A 24,172-nucleotide genomic window follows, 5' to 3' on the forward strand; every position below is an offset into this window, starting at 1 on the left:
TGTCACTGAAAGCGTGCGCGATACTCCCCCGGCGTCAGGCCAAACTGGCGCCGGAAAAGACGGCTAAAATAGTCGCTATCGGCATAGCCACAGCGCTTCGCCACTTCCCCCACCGGCAGGTGGTATTTTTGCAGGATGGTTCTCGCCTTCGCCATACGCACCCAACGAACGTAATCCACAAAACTCATCGTCCCCTGTTGAGAGAACAGGCGTGACAGATGGTTAGCCGAAATATTAAACAGCGAAGCGACGCTGTCCCGCGACAAGGATTCAGCATAGTTTTCCTGCACCCAGTTACAAATGCTCTGATAGAGGAAATCCCCGCGCGACACTCCCGGTTCAGGCAGCGACGACACCACTTTACGGCACCAGTGCAGCAGACTCAGCACCAGTGGTTGAATAATAGCCTGGTCCTGCGGGGAAGCGCTCAGGTGCGTCAGGGCTATCAGCATCGCGGCACATTCACCTCGTTCAGGGTGAGGAAGCTCCACGTGTCGCTGCGCAGGCACGGATCGCCCGTGCCGGGTATCATGAAACACCAGCCCTAGCCACGACGGCGCGAAAAGAATGCTCAGCAGCATGACCGGTCGTTCAAACACCGGGACGCTGGCGGCCTGGGCGGGAAGAAACAGCATTTCCCCCTGGTGGAGGGGCTGCTGCCCGGCAACCAGTCTGTTGCCATATTCCCCGCGAAGAACGACGTCAAGCCGTGGCCAGTCGCGGCTCACGCTTCCGACAGCGTCAGACGCGCCACGATGAGCAAACCAGACTCGCCCCAACTGCTGTGGGTTGAGCACCAGGCCGCTCAACAGATCGGCAAAAAACTGCTGATCGGCGGGCAACAGGGTTGCGCGCATATTACCCCCTGCGCGCATCCGGGCGTACCAGGTCGAAGCGATGGCTATCACTGATGGCATAGTAGGCCGTCGGTCCACCCGCACGCAGAATGGGCTGCGCTTTCGCGGTCTGATAAATCCCCTCTTCCAGCAAACTCTCGGCGATATGGACGCCCACGACTTCGCCGAGCACCAGCCAGGTATCAATCGGTGTCCCATCCGCGCCGGTAAGCTGAATACACTGTGACAATCGACACTCGAAATTCACCGGGCTTTCCGCCACGCGCGGCGAGCTCACAAGCTGGCTGGCTACGGGCGTCAGGCCGGCAAAGGTAAATTCATCCTCGCCATGAGGGAGCGTGGCGGAGGTTTCATTCATCGCCTCGGCCAGATCGCGCGTTGCGAGGTTCCAGACAAACTCCCCCGTTTCGGTAATATTCCGCACGCTATCCTTCCAGCCATTGCTGGAAAAACCAATGATCGGTGGGCGATAGTTAAAACAGTTAAAGAAGCTGTACGGGGCAAGGTTCAGTTGACCGGCCTTATCACAGGATGAGATCCAGCCAATCGGACGTGGACCGATAATGGCGTTCAGCGGGTCGTGCGGCAGGCCGTGCCCCTGAGAAGGTTGGTAAAAGTACATATCGCTCTCTCTACGCTGGGGCTGCAACGCGCATTGCCCGGGTTCAGTCTTTCCAGCGTAACGAAATTTCCGTTCAGCGTGAATCGGGACGCCGGGTTTATTGCCAAAAATTCATATGGCGCATGATTGTGACCTTCATCACTTCAAACTTACGGTTTCAGACAGTATCATCAGCTAAGTTAAACCCTCGCTGCCAGACGGCGAGGGTTTTCTTTTGGATTGGTTTCTGCGTTACACGCAGCATTAACGACATGGAGTAAAAATGTCCAGACCTACGATTATCATCAATGAACTCGACGCAGAACGTATTGACCGACTGTTGGAGAAACCAGAATTCGCCTCGCTGCCGGTAGCCGATGCGCTGAACGAAGAGCTAGACCGGGCGCAGATGTGTACGCCTGAGACCATGCCGCATGATGTGGTCACCATGAACAGCCAGGTGAAGTTCCGCAACCTGACCACCGGCGAGGAGCTCACCCGTACGCTGGTCTATCCGGCGCAGATGACCGACAGCAGCACGCAACTGTCGGTGCTGGCACCCGTGGGCGCGGCGCTGCTTGGACTGCGCACGGGCGATACTATCCACTGGGAACTCCCTGGCGGTGCCTCAGCTCACCTGGAAGTGCTTGAGCTGCTCTACCAGCCCGAAGCCGCTGGCGATTACCTGCGTTAATCCCTTCTGAACAAGCGACCCCGCTTTGCACAGAGGATGCACCCGCATCCTCTTTCCGCAAATTCACCCGATTGTGTTATATCGGACAAAAACCGCTTAATCCACGCTTACTCTGTTGTGGTGCCGTGGGGACGGTCATGGGTGAGATACTTGTTATCACACTGGTTTTTCTCATCATCCTGGCGATCCTCGTCGTGGCCGTGCTATACCTTGAGCGCCACTGGTGAGTGAGGAACCTCACACAACGCCGCCGGGGAAGGCATTCACCAGTCCCTTCACTTTCTGCTGCGCTGCCTCCGGGGTGTCTGCACCAGGCACCAGGATCACCTTGCGGCACTCCTCCTCCCGTTTTTCGAAGATTTTATAGGCGCGCTCCGCATCAGCCAGCGGAAGATAGTGGGTGACAATATCTTCCGGTGTAAGCAGCCCTTTTTCGATAAGCGGCAGCAGCTCTCCCAGCCAGGCATGGACGTGGGTCTGCCCCATCTTAAAGCTCAGCCCTTTATCGAAGGCATCGCCAAACAGGAAGCCGTGTATAAAACCGGCATACACGCCCGGCACGCTGACCACGCCTCCGCGCCGCACCGCAGCAATGCACTGGCGCAGGGCTTTGCCGCTGCTGCCTTCAATTTTCAGGTTACTGAGGATCGTTTCCGTGGTGCTGCCTTTGGCCTCAAACCCGACGGCATCAATCACCGCATCCACTCCGCGCTGTCCGGCCGTTTGCTCAATGATTTTCTCCGCCGCGTCGTTATCGTCATCAAAGTTAATCGGGATCGCGCCGTAGCGCTCCTGGGCAAACCGCAGTCGATAGGGATGATGATCAACCACAAAAATCTGTTCTGCGCCGAGAAGCCGCGCGCAGGCAATGGTCAGTAGCCCCACCGGCCCGGCCCCGAATACGGCGACGCTGGAGCCTCTCTGAATCTGCGCATTTTTCGCCGCCTGCCAGGCGGTAGGCAGAATATCTGACAGGAAAAGCGCTTTGTCGTCAGACAGCAGTTGAGGCACTTTAAACGGCCCCACGTTGCCTTTCGGGACGCGCACATACTCCGCCTGTCCGCCCGGCACGCCGCCGTAAAGATGGCTGTAGCCAAACAGCGCGGCAGGGGCGGGAATTTGCTTTTTGTTCAGCGCCGCGCCCTGCCCGCGATTCGTGTTTTCGCAGGCCGCGTACTGTTGCATCTGGCAAAAGAAGCAGTCACCGCAGGCAATTACAAACGGGATCACCACCCGGTCACCTTTCTGCACGTTCTTCACTTCGCTCCCGCACTCCACCACCTCGCCCATAAATTCATGACCAAAGATATCGCCGTGCTGGACCTTGGGAATTTTTCCGCGATAAAGATGCAAATCAGAACCACAGATCGCCGTGGCCGTTACGCGCAGGATGATATCGTCAGGCTGTTCGATGCCCGGATCGGTGACATTATCGACCCGAACATGATGTGGACCGTGATAGGTGAGAGCTTTCATGCAACCTCCGAAAGGGTGTGGGTAAGCTTATAAAAGGGTAGCTACCTCTCGGAATCTGCCCCGGAATCCGGCTGTTTTGAGATTTATCCTGGCGAGATAAAAAAGTGCTGTCGGGATTACAGAAACCATTTATATTTTGTGGTTGAATGATTTCAGCGTTTATTAACAAGGAGAAACGGTTATGTATCAAACAATCATTATGCCGGTTGATGTTTTTGAAATGGAACTGAGTGATAAGGCTATACGTCACGCGGAATTTCTCGCGCAGCAGGACGGAATTATTCATCTTCTGCATGTTTTGCCGGGCTCTGCCAGCCTGAGCCTGCATCGTTTCGCTGCTGATGTGCGTCGTTTTGAAGAGCATTTACAGCACGAAGCCGAGACGCGCCTGCAAACCATGGTCGGGCACTTCAGCATCGATCCTTCCCGCATCAAAACCCACGTCCGGTTCGGTAGCGTGCGCGACGCCGTTAATGAGCTTGCCGGGGAATTAAATGCCGACGTGGTAGTGATTGGTTCACGTAACCCTTCCATCACCACTCACCTGCTGGGGTCGAACGCCTCCAGCGTGATCCGCCACACCCACATTCCGGTGATGGTCGTCAGATAAAAAAAGAGGCCACCTTTAGGTGGCCTCTGGCATTGCAGGTGTCGTCTTGCTTTCTTTTATTATGCAGTTTTGGTACGGATCAGGTAATCAAACGAGCTCAGCGACGCTTTCGCACCTTCACCGGTAGCGATGATGATCTGTTTGTACGGCACGGTGGTGCAGTCGCCCGCCGCAAATACGCCCTTCACGCTGGTTTCGCATTTCGCATCGATGATGATCTCGCCCATGCGGTTACGCTCAATAGCGCCTTCCAGCCAGGTGGTGTTTGGCAGCAGGCCAATCTGAACAAAGATCCCTGCCAGCGCTACGCTGTGGATATCGCCGCTCACGCGGTCACGGTATTCCAGACCAGTCACTTTGCTGCCGTCGCCTTTCACTTCTGTCGTCTGGGCATTGAGCACAATGTCGACGTTATTCAGGCTACGCACCTTATCCTGCAACACCTGGTCCGCTTTCATCTCCGGAGCGAACTCCAGCAGGGTAACGTGTTCCACAATTCCCGCCAGATCGATAGCCGCTTCCACGCCGGAGTTACCGCCGCCGATCACCGCGACGCGTTTACCTTTGAACAGCGGGCCGTCACAGTGGGGGCAATAGGTCACGCCTTTGGTGCGATACTGATCTTCGCCCGGGACGTTCATGTTGCGCCATTTCGCGCCGGTGGCAATGATCACGCTGCGCGCCTTCAGCACCGCGCCGGACGCCGTTTCAATCTGGTGCAAACCACCCTCGACCGCCGCCGGAACCAGTTTGCTGGCGCTCTGGCTGTCAATGACATCCACGTCGTAGTCGCTGACGTGCGCTTTCAACGCACTGGCCAGCTTCTGGCCTTCGGTTTTCGGCACGGAAATGTAGTTTTCAATGTCTACGGTATCCAGAACCTGACCACCGAAACGCTCGCCCATCAGACCGGTACGGATCCCTTTACGTGCAGAGTAGACCGCTGCCGCCGCGCCCGCCGGGCCTGAGCCAACAATCAGCACGTCATAAGCATCGCGTTGGTTCAGCTCTTCCGCCGCGCGTTTTTCTGCGCCGGTATCCACTTTGGCGACGATTTCGGTCAGCGTCATGCGCCCCTGGCCGAACTCCTGGCCATTCAGGTAAACCGCCGGAACGCCCATCACGTTGCGCTCGGTGATTTCGTTCTGGAACGTACCGCCGTCAATCGCCGTGTGCTTAATGCGTGGGTTGAGGACTGACATCAGGTTCAGCGCCTGCACCACGTCCGGGCAGTTGTGGCAGGAGAGCGAGTAATAGGTTTCAAACTCAAAATCACCGTCGATATCGCGGATCTGCTCCAGCAGCGCCTGCGCTTCTTTTGACGGATGACCACCGGTCCACAGCAGCGCCAGCACCAGGGACGTAAATTCGTGCCCCAGCGGAGAGCCCGCGAAACGCGGCCCCTGGTCAGACCCTGGGTTGGCGATCAGGAAAGAAGGCTTACGGACTGCCAGCGTGTTGTCTTCTTTGAAGGTCACTTTCGGCGACAGCTCAGCAATCTCTGTCAGCAGTGCTTTGATTTCTGCCGATTTCGCGCTGTCGTCCAGCGTGGCAATCAGCTCAACAGGTTTGGTCAGTTTCTCAAGGTAGGCCTTGAGCTGGGTTTTCATGTTAGTGTCGAGCATTATTCTTCCCTCTCTTAAAACGTCATCATGCAAGCCGCCTTATACGGGCTGCCTGAATGCAACTTGCATCATGGTGCTGGAATGAAATGGGCGCGGGGAGCGCCCATGACTGAAACAATTTCCAAAGTATTTCGCGTCAGAGCAAGGCGGCTAGCCTGAGAATCCCCGGGAGCTTACTAAAGTAAGTGACCGGGGTGAGCAGGCGACGCCAACGCAGCTATGGCGTGAAAAACAACGGAAATTTAGATCTTGCCGACCAGGTCCAGAGATGGCGCCAGCGTCGCTTCGCCTTCTTTCCATTTCGCCGGGCACACTTCGCCTGGGTGAGAAGCAACGTACTGAGCCGCTTTCACTTTGCGCAGCAGGTCAGATGCATCACGGCCGATACCTTCAGCGGTAACTTCGATAGCCTGGATAATGCCCTGCGGGTCAACAACGAAGGTCGCGCGGTCTGCCAGGCCTTCATCTTCACGCATGTTGTCGAAGTTACGGGTCAGGGCGCCAGTCGGGTCGCCGATCATCGCGTATTTGATTTTCGCGATAGTTTCAGAGCTGCTGTGCCACGCTTTGTGGGTGAAGTGGGTATCGGTAGAAACAGAGTAAACGTCTACGCCCAGCTTTTGCAGTTCTTCGTAGTGGTCTGCCACGTCGCCCAGTTCGGTCGGGCAAACGAAGGTGAAGTCAGCCGGATAGAAGAAGAACACGCTCCAGCGGCCTTCGATATCTTTCTCGGTTACTTCGATGAACTCACCGTTTTTGAACGCCTGGTTTTTGAAAGGTTTAATTTTAGTGTTAATCAAAGACATCTGTACTTCCTCCGTGTTTTCGTTGAGATGTAAGGTAACCAACTTTATCCATCGGGGCTAATGCGTATGCTTTATCAAATCAATCAGCCAAACCTTACAACAGCAACAAGACAGCAAGGTGAACCTTTTACAGGAAAGCCTGAAAGTAAAAAGGCCGCCTCAACGGGCGGCCCTGATACCTGAATTCCCCGCAGGTACATTCAGTGCCAGCCGAAGCTGGCGTTGCGTTGCGCTCTACATACCTTGTATCAAGGCCGTAACAGCGCTTTGATTACAGCACCCCTGCGCGCATTGAGCAATGCATAAGAGGGATAGTCCTGCCTATGGCTGTGATAGGCAGTATCGAAGAGTTCTCTGAAAGATTATAAATTTAATTTCATTATGGGTTTCACGCTATATATAAACACCACTTTTCATTCAAATAATTCAATCAAACTTTAAAGATAAAATTATCTTAATTAGTCTTGAAGTTATGTTTCAATAATCCAAAGCCGTGATATATTAAGATCACTTAAATTTTAAATTAAGCGAGTTATTCACACGGATTGTAAAGGGTAACTTCCCTCTGTCGTACTCCAGGATGTGATAACGACAGCAAACTCAACTCACTCAGGACGAAACATGGCAAACCTCTACGACCTAAAAAAATTCGATCTCAATCTGTTAGTCATCTTCGAATGCATTTACCAACATCTCAGTATCAGTAGGGCTGCCGAGACGCTTTATATCACGCCATCCGCCGTCAGCCAGTCGCTGCAACGCCTGCGCGGTCAGCTTAATGACCCCCTGTTTATCCGTTCAGGGAAGGGAATTACGCCAACCACGGTAGGTACCAACCTGCATCATCATCTGGAAAAAAATCTCAATCAGCTTGAGCAGACGATCAACATGATGCATCACTCGGACATCAAAAAAAAGTTCGTTATCTATTGCTCTCAAATGGTGTCTCCTGGTTCGATGCTCGAACCGTTGAAGCTTTTAATATCTGAAGAGAATTATGAGATAGAGCAAAGAGACATGCTCATTTCCTCCGAATCAGCGGAAGATTTGTTGGCCTATCGTAAGGCCGATCTCATCTTCTCTATCGCACCTATCCACAATCGCTCTGTGGTCTGCACCCACTTCACCACGGTGCCGATAGCCTTAATCTGTAGAGCAGACCACCCAAGGCTCGCTGACGCAGTCACGCTGGAAGTGCTATACCAGGAGAAATTCACTTTTTACCAGAGTGCTCATCCGGGTGTAAAAGAGTTTCAGAGTCGCGCAAATGACGCGTTTCCGGAAAGAAATATTGCTTTTCGTACGGACTCCCTTAGCTCTCTCATCTCCATGGTCTGTTCATCTGATCTGTTAGGCTTCATCCCCGTGTCGATCTATGAAACATATAAAGAACCGTTGAAATTAAAAAGGCTTGAGCCACCGTTTGAGCTGCCTGAATTAAAGATCTATATGCTCTACAGCCGTTCATCACTGAATAGCACTGTTTTTTCAACATTCATTGAAAAAATGCATAAGCTCTGCGTTTCTCCGCCGTCTGCGTAAAATACATTTGCATGGTGAATGCAAATAAGGCAACCCGAAGAAAATGCCCCCGTGAAATTAAGGACAAATAATTCCATAATATCGTTTTGTTTTTTTCCAGACATTTAACACGCAGGACGCGATTAATCATGTCGATCTATAAAATCCCTTTACAGGAAAATGTTTTAGACGCTTCTGCGGAACGCATAGACTGGACGCTTAACAATTTCTCCAGGGTCTGCGTTTCCTTTTCCGGTGGAAAAGATTCTACCGTGATGCTGCATCTCGTTGCCCAGAAAGCACGGCAATTAAAGCGAAAAATAGATGTCATCTTTCTGGACTGGGAAGCGCAATTCTCCTCAACCATTCAGCATGTTGACACGATGAGAACGCTGTATCGGGATGTTATCCATCAGTTCTGGTGGGTAGCGCTTCCGCTCACGACCCAGAACGCCCTGTCACAGTTTCAACCTGAATGGCAGTGCTGGGAACCCGGGACAAACTGGGTTCGCCAGCCACCGGAAGACGCCATTACCGATTACCACTATTTCGATTTTTATCAGCAGGGAATGACGTTTGAAGCCTTCGTGCGCGAGTTTGCCGAATGGTATGCACAAAAACGTCCTGCCGCCGTCATGGTGGGGATCCGCGCCGATGAATCTTACAACCGCTTTCTGGCTATCGCGTCGGCGCGTAAGCAGCGCTTTTCTGACGATAAACCCTGGACGACCGTCGCCCCGGGTGGGCACGCCTGGTATATCTACCCATTGTACGACTGGAAAACCGCCGACATCTGGACGTGGTTCGCGAAATCAAAATGTTGCTATAACCCGTTATACGACCTGATGTACAAGGCGGGGGTGCCGCCGCGTTATATGCGCATCTGCGAACCGTTTGGCCCGGAACAGCGTCAGGGCTTGTGGCTCTATCATGTCATTGAACCCGAACGCTGGGCGGCGATGTGTGAACGCGCCTGCGGCGTGCGAAGCGGAGGTATTTATGCCGGGCACGATAACCATTTTTATGGCCACCGGAAGATCCTGAAACCAGACCATCTCGGCTGGCGCGAATACGCCATGCTGTTACTCGACAGCATGCCGCAAAATACGGCGGAACATTACCGCAACAAAATCGCGGTTTATCTCCACTGGTATCAAAAGCGAGGCATGAACGATATTCCCGACACGCAGGAGGGTGACATTGGTGCAAAAGATATCCCTTCCTGGCGACGCATTTGTAAGGTTTTACTCAACAATGACTATTGGTGCCGGGCACTTTCGTTTAGCCCAAATAAGCCTAAACACTATCAGCGCTACAGCGACAGAGTGAAAGCAAAACGCAAGGAATGGGGGATTTTATGCAACAACGAATAATCACCGAAATGGAAACGTACCTTCAGGCACTTTCAGAAGAAGAACGAATAGCCGCTATTAATGCGTTTCGTCAGGCATTACATGAAATCAGCCCTTTTCGCGATCAGCCCGTCGATTGCGTATTGTGGATAAAAAAGACAAACATCACCGCTAACGATTACAACCCAAATAACGTCGCGCCGCCGGAAAAGCGGCTGCTCAGCAAGTCACTGGAGCTGGATGGATTCACACAACCTATCGTTGTGACGGAAAATGCGCCACAGCACTACGAAATTGTCGATGGTTTTCACCGTCATGATATCGGCAGTAACCGGGCGATCCTGAAGCGCCAGCTTAAAGGTTACCTCCCTGTTACCTGCCTGCGTAAAGCGCGCCAGGAAAAGTTCGATCGCATGGCTGCAACTATTCGTCACAACCGCGCGCGTGGACGCCACCAGATCAACGCCATGTCAGAAATCGTGCGAGAACTGGTGCTTATGGGCTGGAGTGAGCAGAAAATTGGCCAGGAGTTGGGTATGGACAGCGATGAAGTGCTGCGTCTGAAGCAGATCAACGGTCTGCTCGAACTCTTCGCAGACCGTCGTTTTTCAGAAGCCTGGACGGTGAAATAGTCAGAGCGTCGCCAGACGCTCTGCCGCAGCGAGCAGCGTCGATTCCTGCTTCGCAAAGCAAAGACGAATCAGCTTATGCGGGAAGGGATCGGCGCAGAACACCGACAGCGGAATGGCCGCCACTCCCACCTCTTTCGTCAACAACTGGCAGAAACTCACGTCGTCCAGATCGGAAATCGCGCTGTAGTCGGCCAGCAGGAAATAGGTTCCTTCAGACGGCAAAATTTCCAGGCGGCTTTTGCTCAGGGCCGCCACAAACAGATCCCGACGTTCACGATAGAAGTGCGGCAGCTCGCGGTAATGCCCGGGTTCCGCACGCAGCATATCCGCCAGCGCCAGCTGAGCCGGTGTGTTCACGGCAAACGTCAGGTACTGATGCACTTTGCGCAGCTCAGCGCTAATGGCCGCCGGGGCCACGCAGTACCCTACCTTCCAGCCGGTCATATGGTAGGTTTTGCCAAATGACGATACCGCGATTGCACGCTCGCGAAGTTGCGGATGCGCCAGCACGCTGGCATGCCCCTCTTCGGCGAAGCAGATATGCTCATACACCTCGTCGCTCAGAACATATATTTCACGTTCGGCGATGGCCTGCCACAACGCAGCAAAATCGGCTTTTTGCCACACCGTCGCCGACGGATTATGCGGAGTATTCAGGATCACCAGACGGGTTTTGTCACTCAGCAGCGCAGCAAATGCCTGCCAGTCAGGGCGAAAATGCGGTGGCTGGAGCGCCACGCGCTTCACCACGCCGCCGGCCAGTTCAATCGCCGGGGCGTAGCTATCGTAGCTCGGGTCAAAACAAATCACCTCATCACCCGTACGCACCAGGGCGGTTATCGCCGCATACAGCGCTTCGGTCGCCCCTGCCGTCACCGTAATATCGCTGTTCGCGTCAGGCTTATGGCCGTATAACTCCGCCGTTTTATCCGCAATGGCTTCACGCAACGTCTGCACGCCGGTCATCGGCGCATACTGGTTGGCTCCCTGCGCAACGTGGTACGCCAGACGCTCCTGCAAATATTTCGGCCCATCAAAATCCGGGAAACCTTGTGAGAGGTTAATGGCGTTGTGCTGCTGCGCCAGGGCGCTCATCTGCGTAAAAATCGTCGTGCCGAGATTGGGAAGTTTACTCTGCGGGATCAACGGGTTATTGCTCATTGTAGTGTGCCTGCCTGTAATACTTATGTTGCTGACACTATAACACGATGTTAGTCTTTGGCAATCAAGACGCTTAGACGTCTAAACGATATAAATATTCCTGGCCGAGAGGGTAAAAGGAAATGACAGACAACCTGCAACTCACACACCTGGTCGAGGCCTGCCGCTGGATTGGCGCTAAAGGCTGGGCGCCCGCTACCGGCGGCAATATGTCCGTGCGTCAGGATGAACACCTGTGCTGGCTGAGCGAATCCGGAAAAGATAAAGGTAGCCTGACCACCGCCGATTTTCTACAGGTTGAAATCGCCACCAACCGTGCGCCGTCTGGCCGTAAACCGTCGGCAGAGACCGGGCTGCATACCCTCATCTATCGCCTGTTCCCCGAAGCTAACGCCGTCCTGCACGTTCACACCGTCAATGCCACGGTGCTGTCGCGGCTGGTGAACGAGGCCGAGCTGAAGATCACCGGTTTCGAGATGCAAAAATCCCTTACCGGGCAGACCACGCATCGGGATACGGTGGCCATCCCGGTGTTTGATAACGACCAGGACATCGACGCCCTCGCCTCGCGCATCGCCCATTACGCGCAGGAACGCCCGCTTAATTATGGTTTTCTTCTGCGCGGCCATGGCTTAACCTGCTGGGGACGCGACGTGGCCGAAGCCCGCCGTCATCTGGAAGGTTTAGAATTCTTATTTGAATGCGAAATGCGTTTACGACAATGGGAGAGAGTATGATTCGCGCGATTGTGACGGATATTGAAGGGACCACCAGCGATATCCGTTTTGTCCATGATGTTTTGTTCCCCTACGCGCGTGAGCGGCTGGCGGCCTTCGTGACCGCGCAGCAGTACGCCGAGCCGGTCAAATCGATTCTGGACAACCTGCGCGATGAAATCAGCGCTCCGCATGCCAGCGTCAGCGATCTCATCAACGTGCTGTTTACCTTTATGGATGAAGACCGCAAATCGACGGCGCTCAAAGCCCTGCAAGGCATCATCTGGCAGGACGGTTACCTCAACGGTGACTTTACCGGACACCTCTATCCTGACGTACTGCCCGCGCTGGAAAAGTGGAAGGCACAAGGGATTGATCTCTATGTTTATTCCTCTGGCTCCGTCGCCGCGCAGAAACTGTTATTTGGCTACAGCGACGAAGGTGATATTACTCACTTATTCAGCGGCTATTTTGATACCCACATTGGCGCCAAGCGCGAGGTGCAGTCTTATCAAAATATTGCGGCGCAAACGGGCATCGCCCCGTCGCAGATCCTGTTTCTGTCGGATATTCATCAGGAGCTGGACGCGGCTGAACAGGCGGGTTTTCGCACCCTGCAACTGATTCGCGGTGAAGATGACGGCGCAAGCCATCACCATCAGATCCACCAGTTTGACGAGATTAATCCGGAGCAGATCCCTTCATGAGCGCATTGACCATTTATTCCGATAAAGACGCCAGTCAGCACCAGTGGCACAGCACCGACGCCGCCGAGATTGCCCAACAGCTCAACGCAAAAGGCGTGCGGTTTGAACGCTGGGCTGCGGATCGCGATTTAGGGCACGATCCCGCGCCTGAAGCCGTGATCGCTGCGTATCAGCATGCGATCGACAAGCTGGTGGCAGAGAAAGGTTACCAGAGCTGGGATGTGATCAGCCTGCGCGCCGACAATCCGCAGAAAGAGGCGCTGCGCGCGAAGTTCCTGAACGAACACACCCACGGCGAAGACGAAGTACGTTTTTTCGTGGAAGGGGCGGGATTATTCTGCCTGCACATCGGCGATGAGGTGTATCAGGTGCTGTGCGAGAAAAACGACCTGATTTCCGTTCCTGCGGGCACGCCGCACTGGTTTGATATGGGCTCAGAGCCGAACTTTACCGCCATTCGTATTTTCGATAACCCGGAGGGTTGGGTGGCGCAGTTTACCGGGGATGCGATTGCGGATGCGTATCCGCGCCTGGCCTGATCTTTTCTCCCTCTCCCTGTGGGAGAGGGTCGGGGTGAGGGCACCAGCGCGCACTAAGCGTTAAGCCCTTTCACATACCCCACCAGCTGATCCAGCACAATCCCCCACCCTTCGTGAAATCCCATCTGTTCATGCTGCTCGCGGATTTCCTTCGTGGGGTGGCGCGCAATCGCCGTATAGCGGGTTTTGCCCTCCCCGGCGTCTTCCAGCAACAAAATTGCCGTCATAAACGGCTTCTCGGCCGGTTTCCAGCCTTCGGTATAGCCGTCGGTAAAGACCAGCTTTTTCTCCGGGTCGATTTCAAGAAACACGCCCCGGTTATCCATCCGCTGACCGTCCACTTCAAACACGGTGTTGAACCGCCCGCCCACGCGCAGATCGAGGTCGCAGTCGAGCACCTTATGCGGTGCAGGGATGAAGAAGTGTTTGATGTGTTCGGGCGTAGTCCAGCAGAGCCACAGGAGGTCGCGCGGTGCGTCCACCACGCGCTCCAGTTTTAAGTCTGTTTCAGGGTCGAGCGTCACGATGTTGTCCTCTTAAGGGAGCCCCTTAAAGGATAGCCGGACTCAGGCAAATTTCCCTTCCGCCACCTCGTCCGGAGTGACCACGCCTGTATCCAGTACCCAGCCGCTAATCAGCGAGGCGGGGGTGACGTCAAACGCCGGGTTATAGACCTGCGCGTTTTCCGGTGCCCACTGCACCGCGCCAAAGCTTCCGGCGACGCCCGTCACCTCGCTGGCGGCGCGCTGCTCAATCGGGATCGCGTCGCCGTTCGGGCAGTCCGGGTCGAGGGTCGTTTGCGGCGCGGCGACATAGAACGGAATGCCGTGGAATTTCGCCAGCACCGCCAGAGAGTAGGTGCCGATTTTGTTCGCCACGTCGCCGTTGGCGGCAATGCGGTCTGCCCCCACCCACACGGCGTCCACCTGCCCTTTTGCCATCAGGCTGGCGGCCATGGAGTCGGTAATTAGCTGATACGGCACGCCCAGCTCGCCGAGTTCCCACGCGGTCAGCCTGCCGCCCTGCAATAGCGGACGGGTTTCATCCACCCAGACGTTGCTTACCTTGCCTTCCTTATGCGCGCGAGCAATCACCCCCAGCGCGGTACCGACGCCCGCCGTCGCCAGCCCGCCGGTGTTGCAGTGGGTCAGCAGACGGCTGCCCGGCTTCACCAGCGCGCTGCCCGCTTTTGCAATCGCGTCGCAGAGCCGTTTGTCTTCGTCAATCAGGCGCAGCGCCTCAGCCACCAGCGCCGGAACGAAATCCTCTTCCCACAGCGCAAGCTTCATGCGGTCGAGATTGTTCATCAGGTTTACCGCCGTCGGGCGGGAGGCGCGCAGGGTTTCCAGCGCCACCGCCAGCTCGTCGCGGCTTTTGCCGCTTTCCGCCAGCAGCGCCAGCAGCAGGCTTGCAGAGAGACCAATCAACGGCGCGCCACGTACGCGCAAAGCGTGGATATGCCCGACCAGCGCCTCGACCGTCGAGGCATCCACCCAGCGTTTCTCCTGCGGAAGCGCCTGTTGGTCGAGAATAAAGAGCTGATTATTCGCCACCCGCAGGCTGGTCGTCTGTAATGTCTGCATGTCGTTAATTCCCTGTTGCGTTGTTGTAGCACATTGTGTCAGGATGAAATCCAGATGTATAGACGTCTACATGTCTTAATTAGCAAAACTGAGGAGCAGGCCATGTCGCAATACCGTACCTTTACCGCTCAGGACGCCGTGGAGTATGCCAGGCAGTTTGGCGGACTTGACGATCCGTCATCGCTGGTAGAGGCGCAGGAAGTAGGCGACGGCAACCTCAATCTGGTTTTTAAAATTTTCGACAGCGCGGGCGTGAGCCGCATCATCGTCAAACAGGCACTGCCCTACGTACGCTGCGTCGGCGAATCCTGGCCGCTGACGCTGGATCGTGCCCGTCTTGAAGCGCAAACCCTGGTCGAGCATTACCAGCACAGCCCGCAGCACACCGTGAAAATCCACCACTTTGATCCGGAACTGGCGGTGATGGTGATGGAAGATCTCTCCAGCCATCGCATCTGGCGCGGCGAGCTGATTAACAACATTTACTACCCACAGGCAGCGCGTCAGCTGGGGGAATATCTGGCTCACACCCTTTTCCACACCAGCGATTTTTATCTGCATCCGCACGAGAAAAAAGCGCAGGTGGCAAAATTCATCAACCCGGAGATGTGCGAGATCACCGAAGATCTGTTCTTCAACGATCCGTACCAGATCCACGCGCGCAACAGCTACCCGGCCGAGCTGGAAAACGATGTTGCCGCCCTGCGCGACGACGCGCAGCTTAAAATCGCCGTGGCCTCCCTCAAGCACCGCTTTTTCTCGCACGCCGAAGCCCTGCTGCACGGAGACATTCACAGCGGTTCGATTTTTGTGGCCGACGGCAGCCTGAAGGCCATCGACGCTGAGTTCGGCTATTTCGGGCCGATTGGCTTTGACGTTGGCACCGCCATCGGCAACCTGCTGCTGAACTTCTGCGGCCTGCCGGGGCACCTCGGCATTCGCGATGCCGCCGCCGCGCGCGAGCAGCGCCTGACCGATATTCAGGAACTGTGGAACACCTTTGCGGAGCGCTTCCAGGTGCTGGCAAACGAGAAAGCCCGCGACGCCGCACTCAGCGCACCGGGCTATGCCTCCGCATTCCTGAAAAAGGTCTGGCACGATGCCATCGGATTCTGCGGCACCGAGCTGATTCGCCGCAGCGTCGGGCTTTCCCATGTGGCGGATATCGACACCATTCAGGATGAAGCGATGCGTCACGAATGCCTGCGCCACGCGATATCCCTCGGTAAAGCGCTGATTGTGATTGCCGACCGCATCGACAGCGCGGAAGAGCTGGTGGCACGGGTGCGGCAGTACAGTTGATTTTCTCCCTCTCCCCGTGGGAGATGGCCGGGGTGAGGGCATCAAACCGCACTCACCCCAGATACTCAATCACCGACAACCCGCCGTTATAATCCGTGCTGTAAATAATCCCCTGCGCATCCACAAACACGTCGCACGACTGGATCACCTGCGGGCGATTCGGCCGCGTATCCATCATCCTCTCCGGCGCCGCGGGCACCAGCGCTCCCGTTTCCACCGGGCGATACGGATTGGAAATGTCATACGCGCGCACGCCCGCGTTCTGATACGTCGCAAAGATCAGCGTTGAGCTGACAAAGCTCCCCGGCCGGTTCTCGTGCAGGTTGTGCGGGCCAAAATGCGCCCCTTTCGCCACGTAGTCGATTTCATCCGGCTGCGGGAAGGTAGAGATACTCACCGGGTTCGACGGCTCGCGAATATCAAACAGCCAGATCAGCTTCTCGCCGTCTTCCTGGTTATCGAGCACCGCTTCGTCCAGCACCACCAGCAGATCGCGGTCCGGCAGCGGCAGCGCGGTGTGCGTCCCACCGCCAAACGGCGGGCTCCAGTTACGGTGGCTAATGAGCTTAGGCTGGGTGCGATCCTTAACGTCCAGCAGCGTCAGGCCGCCGTCGCGCCAGCTGCCGTACGCGGTATCCCCCGCAATAATCGCGTGGTGGAGGGCGTAACGTTTCCCTTCCTGCCAGTCCGGCTGTTCGCCTGCGGCCTGGTTCATCCCCGGCAGCCACCAGCGCCCCGCCACTTCAGGCTTGCACGGGTCCGCCAGGTCAATGGTCAGGAAAATGTAGTCGGTAAAACCGTCGATCAGCGCCGACACGTACGCCCAGCGGCCACCGACGTACCAGATGCGGTGAATGCCGATGCCGCTCAGCGACAGAAAGCCGATTTCGCGCGGCGCGTCCGGCGTGGAGATATCAAAAACGCGAAGCCCGGCGCTCCAGCCCCTGTCCTGAACGTCGCTTACGGTCTCTCCTACCTGACGGGTGTAGTAGACCTTCTCGTCGGCGAAGCGGGCATCGGCAAACAGATCCCGGGCGTTGATCACCAGCAGCAGGTCGTCATGCGCCTGGAGGTGCACGTTCCAGGTGCCCGGCGGCGCGGGGACATAGCCCGCGGGTTTCGGATTTTTTGGATCGCGCACGTCGACAATCGAAAAGCCCTGCGACACCATATGGCCGATATACGCAAAGCCGCGGTGCACCATCAGCTGCACGCCGTCCGGGCGACCGCCCTGGTCGCTATGGCCAATCAGCCGCATATTGCGGCTGTATTCTGGCGTAGGAAGCATGCTCATTTATTTTTCGCTTCCAGCGTCGCAAACCACGGCGCGATAAAATCTTCCGTCTGGCCCCAGCCCGGAATGATTTTGCCCAGCGACGCCACGTTCACCGCCCCCGGCTGCGCGGTCAGCAGCGCCTGCGGGATCGCAGCGGCTTTGAAGTCGTAGGTGGCAGGCGTGGCTTCACCGGCAATCTTGTTGGCGATCAGGCGTACGTTGGTCGCGCCAATCAGCTTCGGATCTACCGCCACGCTCACCTTCCACGGGCTACCCGGCTCGCGCATCAGCTGTAAATCCTGGTTGGAGATGTCGATGCTGTAGAGCTTGATCTCGGTGCGGCCGTTCTCTTTCAGCGCCTTATACGCGCCCTGGCTGAAAGCATCCCAGGTCCCCCAGATGGCGTCGATTTTGCCTTTCGGGTATTTCGCCAGGATCGCGCCCACCTTGTTGGCGGTGTCGCCCTGCACGTCAGAGGAGACCGCGCCGATGGACTCCAGCTCTTTAATCTCCGGGTACTGCTTTTGCAACTCTTTATACGCCGCCTGACGACGCTCCATCGGCGGGAAGCCCGCTACCCACAGCTTGACGATGTTGGCCTTGCCGTTGAAATCTTTCGCCAGCTGGCCGAAGGAGAGGTTAGTCAGAGAGGCATCGTCCTGTTGGGTAACGGTCACGCCCGGGATCTCACCGTTGACGGCGGTATCAAATACGGCGACCTTGATCCCGGCATCCACCGCCTTCTTCACCAGCGCGGTGGAGTACGGATCGCGGCCCTGCGACAGGATGATCCCGTCATATTTCTGGCTGATGGCCTGGTTCACGAAGTCCTGGAATTTAGCGTCATCCCCGTTGCTCAAAAAGGTGCTGACCTTAAAGCCGAGCTTTTTCCCTTCCTGAATGGCCCCGGCAACAAACTGCGTGGTGTTGTCGTCTGAGCCGAGGTTGCGGATCACCGCAATGCGAATGGGGCCGTCATGGTTGGCAATGGCCGCCGGGAGCGGTGCGGGCGTGGCCGCGAAGCCAGGCAGAGCGGTGAATAACCCTAATGCCACCAAAGAGAGTGCAATCTTTTTCATTTTTTATCCCGTTGTGTTGTCAGCGTTTTTGTATGTAGGTAATCGCCAGCGCTACCGCGAGCACCAGCCCTTTTATAATGTCCATGGCGTAATACGGCACGGAGAGCATCACCAGCCCGTTCGACAGCACGCCGAGGATCACCGCCCCCACCAGGGTCCCCAGGGCATTCGGCTTGCCGGACCCGGCCAGCGAGAAGCCGATCCACGCCGCCGCCACCGCATCCATCAGGTAACCGCCGCCCGCGTTCACCTGCGATGAGCCAATACGCGAGGCCAGCAAAATCCCGCCCAGGCCCGCCAGCAGGGAGGCAATCACGTAGGCTGCCACCTTGTAGCGCGTGGTGCGAATGCCAGAGAGGCGCGCGGCTTCGGGGTTGCCGCCAATGGCGTACATCCGGCGTCCATGAGTGGTCAGCGACAGGCCCAGCTGCGCCAGAATCGTCACCATCAGCATGACGATCACAATGGTCGGCACCTGCCCCAGCAGGCTGAACGCCGCCGGAATGGTCCCTTCCGCCATGTCGCCGCTCGGCAGCACCATGTTCTCAGTAATCGACCCGCCGTAACTGTAGGTCATCGCCACGCCCTGGATGACAAACAGGCTGGCAAGGGTCGCGAGCATGTCCGGAATACGCAGGATGACGATCAGAAAGGCGTTAAACAGGCCGACCAGCGTGCAGAGCGCGAGAGTGATTACAATCGACTCGGTGGTGCCGAAGCCGTGCCAGACGAAGAGCGAAATCACCAGCGCGTTCGCCAGCGACGCGGTGGATCCCACCGAGAGATCGAACCCGCCGACGGTCAGGGAGATCGACACGCCGATGGCAATCACCGTCACGATGGCAATCGAGCGCAGAATGTTAATGATGTTGTTCGGATCGAGGAAGCTGTCCGACGCCAGGCCAAAAACGGCCACCAGCGCGACGACGGTCAGCAACATGCCCCACTTGTAGAGAAAATCGAAAATCTGCTGACGGCCAGACGCCGCCGCGCTCACTGAAAGGGCCTTGCTCACGACGCCGTTCCTCCGGTTGAATAATAAAGTAGTGTCTCTTCACGGGCCTCGGCCCCGGCGATTTCCGCCACGATGCGCCCGTCCCACAGGACGCAGATGCGGTCGCACAGCCCGACCAGTTCGGCAAATTCGCCCGAGGCGTAAATCACCCCTTTGCCCTCGCGCGCCAGGCCGTCAATCAGCTGGAACAGATCGGTTTTGGCCTTCACGTCTACGCCTTTGGTCGGCTCGTCGAAGATCAGCACGCTCGCGTCATTGCGTAGCCACTTGCCGATGGCGACCTTCTGCTGGTTGCCGCCAGATAAGCGACGCAGCACCTGCCCCGGCCCGCGCGTGCGCACGCCGACGCGGGCGATCACCTCCTCCGCCCAGCGCCACGCCTGACGATGGCCGAACAGGCTCCAGCGCGAGAAGCTGTTATCGGCGCACACGGCAAGATTCATGCTCACCGGCTCGTCGATAAAAATGCCCTCTTTGCGCCGCTCTTCCGGCACCAGCGCCAGGCCGCGCAGCACCGAGTCCGCCGGGTCGCGCGGTTTCCAGTCCTGATGGTTCAGCTCGCCGTTCGCGACGCGGCTTTTACTGGCGCCAAACAGCGCCTTACAGAGTTCTGTTTTGCCCGCGCCCGCCAGCCCGGCAATGCCGAGAATTTCGCCCTTGCGCAGGTGCAGCGAGATATCTTTCAGCAGCGCGTCGTCGTGCAGCCCTTCAACCCGCAGCAGCGTTTCGTCGCCGTGCGGCGGCCGCGCGGGCGGATAGATATCGCTCAGCTCGTGGCCGAGCATCTTCTCAACAATCTCTTCACCGCTGAGATCGGCCATCGGGCCAGACTCAATCAGCCTGCCGTCGCGCAGCACCGTCAGGGTGTCGCAGATAGCTTTTAGCTCGTGAATGCGGTGTGAGATAAACACCACGCCGATGCCCTGCTGTTGCAGACGTCTTACTACCGCAAACAGACGCTCGCTCTCGTGCGCGTCAAGCGGCGCGGTGGGTTCATCAAGAATCAAAAAACGGCAGTGATGAGATAACGCCCGCGCCAGCAAAATCTGCTGTTTTTCAGCCAGCGTGCAGCCGTCGATGGAGCGGCGAACGTCGAGCGAAACATCCAGCTGCGCCAGCGCCTGCCGCGCCTGCTGGCGGATGTCGCGCCAGCGGTAGCGGTGCCCTGGCTGCGCCAGCTGGTCGAGCATGATGTTCTCGGCGATGCTTAATCCCGGGATCAGCGCCACGTCCACCTCCTGCTGCACGAGGTGGATGCCCAGCCGTTTGGCGTCCAGCGGCTCGCGGATGCTTACCGGCTGGTTGTTAATGCAGATTTCGCCTTCATAGTGGTCGTGCGTCCCGCACAGCACCGCCATCAGCGTCGATTTCCCCGCGCCGTTGGCGCCGGTCAGCGCATGCACCGACCCGCCGTTCAGGGTGAAATCCACGCGCGACAGGGCCTGAAAGCCGGAAAAGGCCAGGCTGATACCGCGCATCTCAAGGCGACAGGAAACCATCCGCGTAAATCCTTCATTACTCTTCTGATTTAGCGAATTTTTCACAGCTCCGGTTGACTGACAACGACGTAAAAGGCATAAGTTAAAGCAAAATATTATTAGCCATCCGGATGTCCAGACATAACATCGGGTTAGCGCTTGCTAAAAAAGGACAACTTCATGAGCAACACCGATATCCGCGTCGTGCCCGGCCCGGCGAACTACTTCTCTCATCCGGGAAGCCTTGCCCACCTGGATGATTTCTTTACTCCGGAACAACTTTCCCGCGCGGTGTGGATCTACGGCGAGCGGGCAATCGAGGGCGCACGCCCTTATCTGCCGCAGAGTTTTACCGCGCCGGGGGCAAAACAGCTGCTGTTTAAGGGCCATTGCAGCGAGCGTGACGTCACCCGTCTGGTGAACGAAGCGGGAAGCGAAGCCAGCGTGGTGATTGGCGTGGGCGGCGGCGCGGTGATGGATACCGTCAAGGCCGTGGCGCGTCGTCTGGGCGTGCCGTTCGTGGGCATTCCCACTATCGCCGCCACCTGCGCGGCGTGGACCCCGCTCTCCGTGTGGTACAACGATGCCGGTCAGGCGCTACAGTTTGAGATTTTTGACGACGCCAACTTTCTGGTGCTGGTGGAGCCGCAGATCATCCTTAACGCCCCGGCGGAATACCTGCTGGCGGGCATCGGCGATACGCTGGCGAAGTGGTACGAAGCGGCGGTACTCGCCCCTCAACCTGAGAGTCTGCCGCTGACCGTGCGTCTTGGCCTGAACAGTGCGCTGGCGATCCGCGACGTGCTGCTGGAACGCAGCGAAGAGGCGCTTGCAGATCAGCAGCGCGGCGAACAGACGCAGGCGTTCCGGGACGTGGTGGATGCGATTATTGCCGGAGGCGGAATGGTCGGCGGTCTGGGTGAGCGCTATACCCGCGTGGCGGCGGCGCACGCGGTGCACAACGGCTTAACCGTGCTGCCGCAGACGGAAAAATACCTGCACGGCACCAAGGTGGCCTACGGCATTCTGGTCCAGAGCGCCCTGCTCGGCCAGGACGACGTGCTGGCGCAGCTGGTGGCGGCATACCAACGCTTTAACCTGCCGATCACGCTTCGCGAGCTGGACGTTGATGTAAACAACCGCGACGAGCTGGATAAGGTCATTGCCCACACCCTGCGCCCGGTGGAATCGATTCACTATCTGCCGGTGACGTTAACGCCTGAGGTGCTGCGCGCCGCGTTTGCGAAGGTGGAATCCTTCAGTCGTTAATTGCGCCGACGGGCTATACCTAATGATGATTCTCTCCACTCTTGCAACGAGGTCATCATGCAGATCGATTTAACAGGTAAAAAGGCGCTGGTTACCGGCGCCAGCCGCGGGCTTGGCCGGGCGATTGCGCTGTCGCTGGCGCGCGCCGGTGCCGATGTGGTTATCACCTACGAAAAATCCGTCGATAAAGCCCAGCAGGTCGTCGATGAGATCAACGCGCTGGGGCGACACGGCGAGGCGATTCAGGCCGACAGCGCCAGCGCGCAGGCGATTCAGGATGCGGTCACGCAGGCGGCGCGCTCCCTCGGCGGGCTGGATATTCTGGTCAATAACGCCGGGATTGCGCGCGGCGGCCCGCTGGAGTCCATGACCCTGGCGGACATCGACGCTCTGATCAACGTCAACATCCGCGGCGTAGTGATCGCCATTCAGGAAGCGCTGGTGCATATGTCGGACGGCGGACGCATCATCAACATTGGCAGCTGTCTGGCGAACCGCGTGGCGCAGCCGGGGATCGCCGTCTACTCGATGACCAAGTCTGCCCTTAACTCTCTCACCCGAGGTCTGGCCCGTGATTTAGGCCCGCGCGGCATTACCGTCAACCTGGTCCACCCCGGGCCGACCAACAGCGATATGAACCCGGAAGACGGCGAGCAGGCTGACTCTCAGCGTCAGCTTATTGCCCTGGGCCATTACGGCCAGCCGGAGGATATCGCAGCGGCAGTCACCTTCCTCGCCAGCCCGGCTGCGGGGCAAATTTCCGGCACCGGTCTGGATGTCGACGGCGGTCTGAACGCCTGATCGCAAATTTACTGTATGCCTCTGTCGCCCGGCAGAGGCCTGTTCGAGCCGCCTCGACGATTCGCGTTTTGCCGCTTTCTCGCGGTTATTCTCCGCTCTACAGTACCTCATTAGAAATTCGGAATTTATCTAATAGTCTTATTATTTCCTTATATTTTGTGTGGGCGTACAGTGGAGGTACGGATGAAGATTGTGTGGTCTAAAACAGCAGAGAAGCAGTTTTCTAAAATCGATCCTCGATATCAGAACCGCATTAAATTCAGGCTGGAGAAGATGGACGATAAAACATCACCTGTCGCGGATATCAAGAAATTATCTTCTCCCGAAAACCACTACAGGTTGCGATTAGGTGATTACAGGGTCATTTACACCTTCGGAGACCCGCCGGGTGATATCTGCTACGTAGTGGCAGTAAAACGCCGGACAACCACTACCTACCTTCATGAGGAGCATACGGAATATGACTATTCAGTTCATCAAGGATGAAGAAGGAAAAAAACAGTATGTTGTCATACCCTACGGTGAATATTTTCGCATGCGTTTAGCCATGCTTGAGTACGATGACGATGATGAAAACGACTGGGAAGACATCCCTTACGAATCAGACATCTACGATAACGTAGGTTTACCGGGTGAAGTGTGCGACATCATGCATAACGAGAACGTCAGCCTACAGGCCGCCTGGCGCATTTTACGCGGCATGTCCCAGCAGGAGGTGGCGGAGAAGCTTGGCATCAGCCAGTCCGCCGTGTCACAGCTGGAAGCGCTGGACTCCCGACCGCAAAAGCGCACCCGCGAAAAGCTGGCGGCACTTTACGGCTGTAAACAGGAGCAGATCAGCCTCTATTTACCGAAAGAGGGTTAACAGCACTTCGCCCCGCCCTTGCCGCCGTAGCGGGCGTCCTGACGGTCGCGGAAAAATTCTTCGTAGGTCATGGGCGTCTGGTCCGGGTGGTTGACGCGCATATGCTCGACGTAGTTGTCGTAATCCGGCACGCCAATCATCATTTTAGCGGCCTGGCCCAGGTATTTACCTGCTTTGGAAAGGGTGTCGAACATAATCAGTTTCTCG

The 24,172-nt window shown here is 56.7% G+C and carries 27 protein-coding genes; 14 read left to right on the forward strand and 13 right to left on the reverse strand.

Going from position 1 to position 24,172, the window contains the following annotated elements; all coding sequences use genetic code 11:
- Positions 1-2: 2 nt before the first annotated feature.
- Complete coding sequence (locus tag ACOTXD_RS06815; protein WP_061855900.1) at positions 3-857, reverse strand: helix-turn-helix domain-containing protein; 855 nt, start codon at positions 855-857, stop codon at positions 3-5.
- 1 nt (position 858) lies between these two features.
- The gene (locus ACOTXD_RS06820; RefSeq protein ID WP_003858756.1) at positions 859-1,479 is read right to left on the reverse strand and encodes a flavin reductase family protein; all 621 of its coding nucleotides are present in this window, start codon (positions 1,477-1,479) and stop codon (positions 859-861) included.
- A 262-nt stretch (positions 1,480-1,741) separates the two neighbouring features.
- On the opposite strand from ACOTXD_RS06820, the gene rnk reads away from it, so the two are divergent.
- Both rnk and yldA read left to right on the forward strand, forming a co-directional pair.
- Positions 1,742-2,152 carry a nucleoside diphosphate kinase regulator gene (rnk, locus tag ACOTXD_RS06825; RefSeq protein WP_006809650.1) on the forward strand — a complete coding sequence of 137 codons (411 nt, stop codon included), beginning with the start codon at positions 1,742-1,744 and terminating at the stop codon, positions 2,150-2,152.
- A gap of 137 nt (positions 2,153-2,289) precedes the next feature.
- Positions 2,290-2,379, forward strand: coding sequence for a small membrane protein YldA (gene yldA, locus ACOTXD_RS06830; protein ID WP_015571155.1), 90 nt, complete (start codon positions 2,290-2,292; stop codon positions 2,377-2,379).
- A gap of 10 nt (positions 2,380-2,389) precedes the next feature.
- Here yldA and ACOTXD_RS06835 read toward each other — a convergent pair whose 3' ends face one another.
- The gene (locus ACOTXD_RS06835) at positions 2,390-3,628 is read right to left on the reverse strand and encodes a zinc-dependent alcohol dehydrogenase (RefSeq protein WP_061855901.1); all 1,239 of its coding nucleotides are present in this window, start codon (positions 3,626-3,628) and stop codon (positions 2,390-2,392) included.
- A gap of 181 nt (positions 3,629-3,809) precedes the next feature.
- Between ACOTXD_RS06835 and uspG the strand changes: the two genes are divergently transcribed.
- A complete protein-coding gene (uspG, locus tag ACOTXD_RS06840) occupies positions 3,810-4,238 on the forward strand; it encodes a universal stress protein UspG (protein ID WP_022650588.1) in 429 nt (142 codons plus the stop codon).
- A 59-nt stretch (positions 4,239-4,297) separates the two neighbouring features.
- Here the strand turns inward: uspG and ahpF are convergent, their stop codons facing one another.
- Complete coding sequence (gene ahpF / locus ACOTXD_RS06845; protein WP_061855902.1) at positions 4,298-5,863, reverse strand: alkyl hydroperoxide reductase subunit F; 1,566 nt, start codon at positions 5,861-5,863, stop codon at positions 4,298-4,300.
- Between the two features lie 242 nt (positions 5,864-6,105).
- The gene (gene ahpC / locus ACOTXD_RS06850; protein ID WP_003858764.1) at positions 6,106-6,669 is read right to left on the reverse strand and encodes an alkyl hydroperoxide reductase subunit C; all 564 of its coding nucleotides are present in this window, start codon (positions 6,667-6,669) and stop codon (positions 6,106-6,108) included.
- Positions 6,670-7,290: 621 nt separating this feature from the next.
- Here ahpC and citR point away from each other — a divergent pair.
- From citR to ACOTXD_RS06865, 3 genes are all read left to right on the forward strand, one after another.
- Entirely contained in the window at positions 7,291-8,211 is a 921-nt protein-coding gene (gene citR / locus ACOTXD_RS06855) for a DNA-binding transcriptional repressor CitR (RefSeq protein WP_022650586.1), read from the forward strand.
- A 128-nt stretch (positions 8,212-8,339) separates the two neighbouring features.
- Positions 8,340-9,563: a phosphoadenosine phosphosulfate reductase gene (locus ACOTXD_RS06860; protein WP_023315608.1), complete on the forward strand. Its 1,224-nt coding sequence runs from the start codon at positions 8,340-8,342 to the stop codon at positions 9,561-9,563.
- Entirely contained in the window at positions 9,548-10,174 is a 627-nt protein-coding gene (locus ACOTXD_RS06865) for an IbrB-like domain-containing protein (protein ID WP_022650584.1), read from the forward strand. The genes ACOTXD_RS06860 and ACOTXD_RS06865 overlap by 16 nt, the downstream gene beginning before the upstream one ends.
- On the opposite strand, the gene ACOTXD_RS06870 is transcribed toward ACOTXD_RS06865, so the two are convergent.
- Positions 10,175-11,335 carry a pyridoxal phosphate-dependent aminotransferase gene (locus tag ACOTXD_RS06870; RefSeq protein WP_023315606.1) on the reverse strand — a complete coding sequence of 387 codons (1,161 nt, stop codon included), beginning with the start codon at positions 11,333-11,335 and terminating at the stop codon, positions 10,175-10,177.
- A 122-nt stretch (positions 11,336-11,457) separates the two neighbouring features.
- Between ACOTXD_RS06870 and ACOTXD_RS06875 the strand changes: the two genes are divergently transcribed.
- The 3 genes from ACOTXD_RS06875 to ACOTXD_RS06885 are packed head-to-tail and all read left to right on the forward strand — an operon-like array spanning position 11,458 to position 13,297.
- A complete protein-coding gene (locus ACOTXD_RS06875) occupies positions 11,458-12,072 on the forward strand; it encodes a methylthioribulose 1-phosphate dehydratase (RefSeq protein WP_022650583.1) in 615 nt (204 codons plus the stop codon).
- A complete protein-coding gene (gene mtnC / locus ACOTXD_RS06880) occupies positions 12,069-12,758 on the forward strand; it encodes an acireductone synthase (RefSeq protein ID WP_061855904.1) in 690 nt (229 codons plus the stop codon). The genes ACOTXD_RS06875 and mtnC overlap by 4 nt, the downstream gene beginning before the upstream one ends.
- Positions 12,755-13,297, forward strand: a complete 543-nt coding sequence (locus ACOTXD_RS06885; RefSeq protein ID WP_023315605.1) for a 1,2-dihydroxy-3-keto-5-methylthiopentene dioxygenase — start codon at positions 12,755-12,757, stop codon at positions 13,295-13,297. The genes mtnC and ACOTXD_RS06885 overlap by 4 nt, the downstream gene beginning before the upstream one ends.
- A 53-nt stretch (positions 13,298-13,350) precedes the next feature.
- Here the strand turns inward: ACOTXD_RS06885 and ACOTXD_RS06890 are convergent, their stop codons facing one another.
- Both ACOTXD_RS06890 and mtnA read right to left on the reverse strand, forming a co-directional pair.
- The gene (locus ACOTXD_RS06890; protein ID WP_061855905.1) at positions 13,351-13,821 is read right to left on the reverse strand and encodes an SRPBCC family protein; all 471 of its coding nucleotides are present in this window, start codon (positions 13,819-13,821) and stop codon (positions 13,351-13,353) included.
- A 42-nt stretch (positions 13,822-13,863) separates the two neighbouring features.
- The gene (gene mtnA / locus ACOTXD_RS06895) at positions 13,864-14,880 is read right to left on the reverse strand and encodes an S-methyl-5-thioribose-1-phosphate isomerase (protein WP_032657548.1); all 1,017 of its coding nucleotides are present in this window, start codon (positions 14,878-14,880) and stop codon (positions 13,864-13,866) included.
- A gap of 102 nt (positions 14,881-14,982) precedes the next feature.
- Here mtnA and mtnK point away from each other — a divergent pair, with 102 nt between their 5' ends.
- Positions 14,983-16,182, forward strand: a complete 1,200-nt coding sequence (gene mtnK, locus ACOTXD_RS06900; protein WP_126501139.1) for an S-methyl-5-thioribose kinase — start codon at positions 14,983-14,985, stop codon at positions 16,180-16,182.
- A gap of 52 nt (positions 16,183-16,234) precedes the next feature.
- Here the strand turns inward: mtnK and ACOTXD_RS06905 are convergent, their stop codons facing one another.
- The 4 genes from ACOTXD_RS06905 to ACOTXD_RS06920 are packed head-to-tail and all read right to left on the reverse strand — an operon-like array spanning position 16,235 to position 21,051.
- The gene (locus ACOTXD_RS06905; RefSeq protein WP_061855907.1) at positions 16,235-17,476 is read right to left on the reverse strand and encodes an LVIVD repeat-containing protein; all 1,242 of its coding nucleotides are present in this window, start codon (positions 17,474-17,476) and stop codon (positions 16,235-16,237) included.
- Complete coding sequence (locus ACOTXD_RS06910) at positions 17,473-18,537, reverse strand: sugar ABC transporter substrate-binding protein (protein ID WP_022650577.1); 1,065 nt, start codon at positions 18,535-18,537, stop codon at positions 17,473-17,475. Before ACOTXD_RS06910 ends, ACOTXD_RS06905 begins: the two co-directional genes overlap by 4 nt.
- 19 nt (positions 18,538-18,556) lie before the next feature.
- Positions 18,557-19,552 carry an ABC transporter permease gene (locus ACOTXD_RS06915; protein WP_045335833.1) on the reverse strand — a complete coding sequence of 332 codons (996 nt, stop codon included), beginning with the start codon at positions 19,550-19,552 and terminating at the stop codon, positions 18,557-18,559.
- A complete protein-coding gene (locus tag ACOTXD_RS06920) occupies positions 19,549-21,051 on the reverse strand; it encodes a sugar ABC transporter ATP-binding protein (protein WP_061855908.1) in 1,503 nt (500 codons plus the stop codon). Before ACOTXD_RS06920 ends, ACOTXD_RS06915 begins: the two co-directional genes overlap by 4 nt.
- A 159-nt stretch (positions 21,052-21,210) precedes the next feature.
- Here ACOTXD_RS06920 and ACOTXD_RS06925 point away from each other — a divergent pair, with 159 nt between their 5' ends.
- The 4 genes from ACOTXD_RS06925 (at position 21,211) to ACOTXD_RS06940 (ending at position 23,965) form a co-directional block, all read left to right on the forward strand.
- On the forward strand, positions 21,211-22,299 hold the full coding sequence (locus ACOTXD_RS06925; RefSeq protein WP_061855909.1) for an oxidoreductase: 1,089 nt from the start codon (positions 21,211-21,213) through the stop codon (positions 22,297-22,299).
- Between the two features lie 57 nt (positions 22,300-22,356).
- On the forward strand, positions 22,357-23,100 hold the full coding sequence (locus ACOTXD_RS06930) for an SDR family NAD(P)-dependent oxidoreductase (protein ID WP_017382507.1): 744 nt from the start codon (positions 22,357-22,359) through the stop codon (positions 23,098-23,100).
- 183 nt (positions 23,101-23,283) lie between these two features.
- Positions 23,284-23,586: a type II toxin-antitoxin system RelE family toxin gene (locus ACOTXD_RS06935; RefSeq protein WP_022647393.1), complete on the forward strand. Its 303-nt coding sequence runs from the start codon at positions 23,284-23,286 to the stop codon at positions 23,584-23,586.
- Positions 23,561-23,965 carry a helix-turn-helix domain-containing protein gene (locus tag ACOTXD_RS06940; protein WP_023324295.1) on the forward strand — a complete coding sequence of 135 codons (405 nt, stop codon included), beginning with the start codon at positions 23,561-23,563 and terminating at the stop codon, positions 23,963-23,965. The genes ACOTXD_RS06935 and ACOTXD_RS06940 overlap by 26 nt, the downstream gene beginning before the upstream one ends.
- Here ACOTXD_RS06940 and ACOTXD_RS06945 read toward each other — a convergent pair.
- Positions 23,962-24,159 carry a YbdD/YjiX family protein gene (locus tag ACOTXD_RS06945; protein ID WP_006809671.1) on the reverse strand — a complete coding sequence of 66 codons (198 nt, stop codon included), beginning with the start codon at positions 24,157-24,159 and terminating at the stop codon, positions 23,962-23,964. The genes ACOTXD_RS06940 and ACOTXD_RS06945 overlap by 4 nt on opposite strands.
- Between the last annotated feature and the right edge of the window lie 13 nt (positions 24,160-24,172).

This window comes from Enterobacter cloacae complex sp. CDL013, assembly GCF_049238805.1.
Lineage (GTDB): Bacteria > Pseudomonadota > Gammaproteobacteria > Enterobacterales > Enterobacteriaceae > Enterobacter > Enterobacter hormaechei_C.

Excerpts from the sequence above, each read along its gene's own strand:
- mtnA (WP_032657548.1), bottom strand. The coding sequence starts at position 14,880 with ATGCAGACATTACAGACGACCAGCCTGCGGGTGGCGAATAATCAGCTC.
- citR (WP_022650586.1), top strand. The coding sequence starts at position 7,291 with ATGGCAAACCTCTACGACCTAAAAAAATTCGATCTCAATCTGTTAGTC.
- mtnK (WP_126501139.1), top strand. The coding sequence starts at position 14,983 with ATGTCGCAATACCGTACCTTTACCGCTCAGGACGCCGTGGAGTATGCC.
- ACOTXD_RS06885 (WP_023315605.1), top strand. The coding sequence starts at position 12,755 with ATGAGCGCATTGACCATTTATTCCGATAAAGACGCCAGTCAGCACCAG.
- ACOTXD_RS06820 (WP_003858756.1), bottom strand. The coding sequence starts at position 1,479 with ATGTACTTTTACCAACCTTCTCAGGGGCACGGCCTGCCGCACGACCCG.
- yldA (WP_015571155.1), top strand. The coding sequence starts at position 2,290 with ATGGGTGAGATACTTGTTATCACACTGGTTTTTCTCATCATCCTGGCG.
- ACOTXD_RS06925 (WP_061855909.1), top strand. The coding sequence starts at position 21,211 with ATGAGCAACACCGATATCCGCGTCGTGCCCGGCCCGGCGAACTACTTC.
- mtnC (WP_061855904.1), top strand. The coding sequence starts at position 12,069 with ATGATTCGCGCGATTGTGACGGATATTGAAGGGACCACCAGCGATATC.
- ACOTXD_RS06815 (WP_061855900.1), bottom strand. The coding sequence starts at position 857 with ATGCGCGCAACCCTGTTGCCCGCCGATCAGCAGTTTTTTGCCGATCTG.
- ACOTXD_RS06870 (WP_023315606.1), bottom strand. The coding sequence starts at position 11,335 with ATGAGCAATAACCCGTTGATCCCGCAGAGTAAACTTCCCAATCTCGGC.
- ahpF (WP_061855902.1), bottom strand. The coding sequence starts at position 5,863 with ATGCTCGACACTAACATGAAAACCCAGCTCAAGGCCTACCTTGAGAAA.
- ACOTXD_RS06860 (WP_023315608.1), top strand. The coding sequence starts at position 8,340 with ATGTCGATCTATAAAATCCCTTTACAGGAAAATGTTTTAGACGCTTCT.
- ACOTXD_RS06920 (WP_061855908.1), bottom strand. The coding sequence starts at position 21,051 with ATGGTTTCCTGTCGCCTTGAGATGCGCGGTATCAGCCTGGCCTTTTCC.
- ACOTXD_RS06865 (WP_022650584.1), top strand. The coding sequence starts at position 9,548 with ATGCAACAACGAATAATCACCGAAATGGAAACGTACCTTCAGGCACTT.
- ACOTXD_RS06835 (WP_061855901.1), bottom strand. The coding sequence starts at position 3,628 with ATGAAAGCTCTCACCTATCACGGTCCACATCATGTTCGGGTCGATAAT.
- ACOTXD_RS06930 (WP_017382507.1), top strand. The coding sequence starts at position 22,357 with ATGCAGATCGATTTAACAGGTAAAAAGGCGCTGGTTACCGGCGCCAGC.
- rnk (WP_006809650.1), top strand. The coding sequence starts at position 1,742 with ATGTCCAGACCTACGATTATCATCAATGAACTCGACGCAGAACGTATT.
- ACOTXD_RS06945 (WP_006809671.1), bottom strand. The coding sequence starts at position 24,159 with ATGTTCGACACCCTTTCCAAAGCAGGTAAATACCTGGGCCAGGCCGCT.
- uspG (WP_022650588.1), top strand. The coding sequence starts at position 3,810 with ATGTATCAAACAATCATTATGCCGGTTGATGTTTTTGAAATGGAACTG.
- ACOTXD_RS06875 (WP_022650583.1), top strand. The coding sequence starts at position 11,458 with ATGACAGACAACCTGCAACTCACACACCTGGTCGAGGCCTGCCGCTGG.
- ACOTXD_RS06935 (WP_022647393.1), top strand. The coding sequence starts at position 23,284 with ATGAAGATTGTGTGGTCTAAAACAGCAGAGAAGCAGTTTTCTAAAATC.
- ACOTXD_RS06940 (WP_023324295.1), top strand. The coding sequence starts at position 23,561 with ATGACTATTCAGTTCATCAAGGATGAAGAAGGAAAAAAACAGTATGTT.
- ACOTXD_RS06905 (WP_061855907.1), bottom strand. The coding sequence starts at position 17,476 with ATGAGCATGCTTCCTACGCCAGAATACAGCCGCAATATGCGGCTGATT.
- ahpC (WP_003858764.1), bottom strand. The coding sequence starts at position 6,669 with ATGTCTTTGATTAACACTAAAATTAAACCTTTCAAAAACCAGGCGTTC.
- ACOTXD_RS06910 (WP_022650577.1), bottom strand. The coding sequence starts at position 18,537 with ATGAAAAAGATTGCACTCTCTTTGGTGGCATTAGGGTTATTCACCGCT.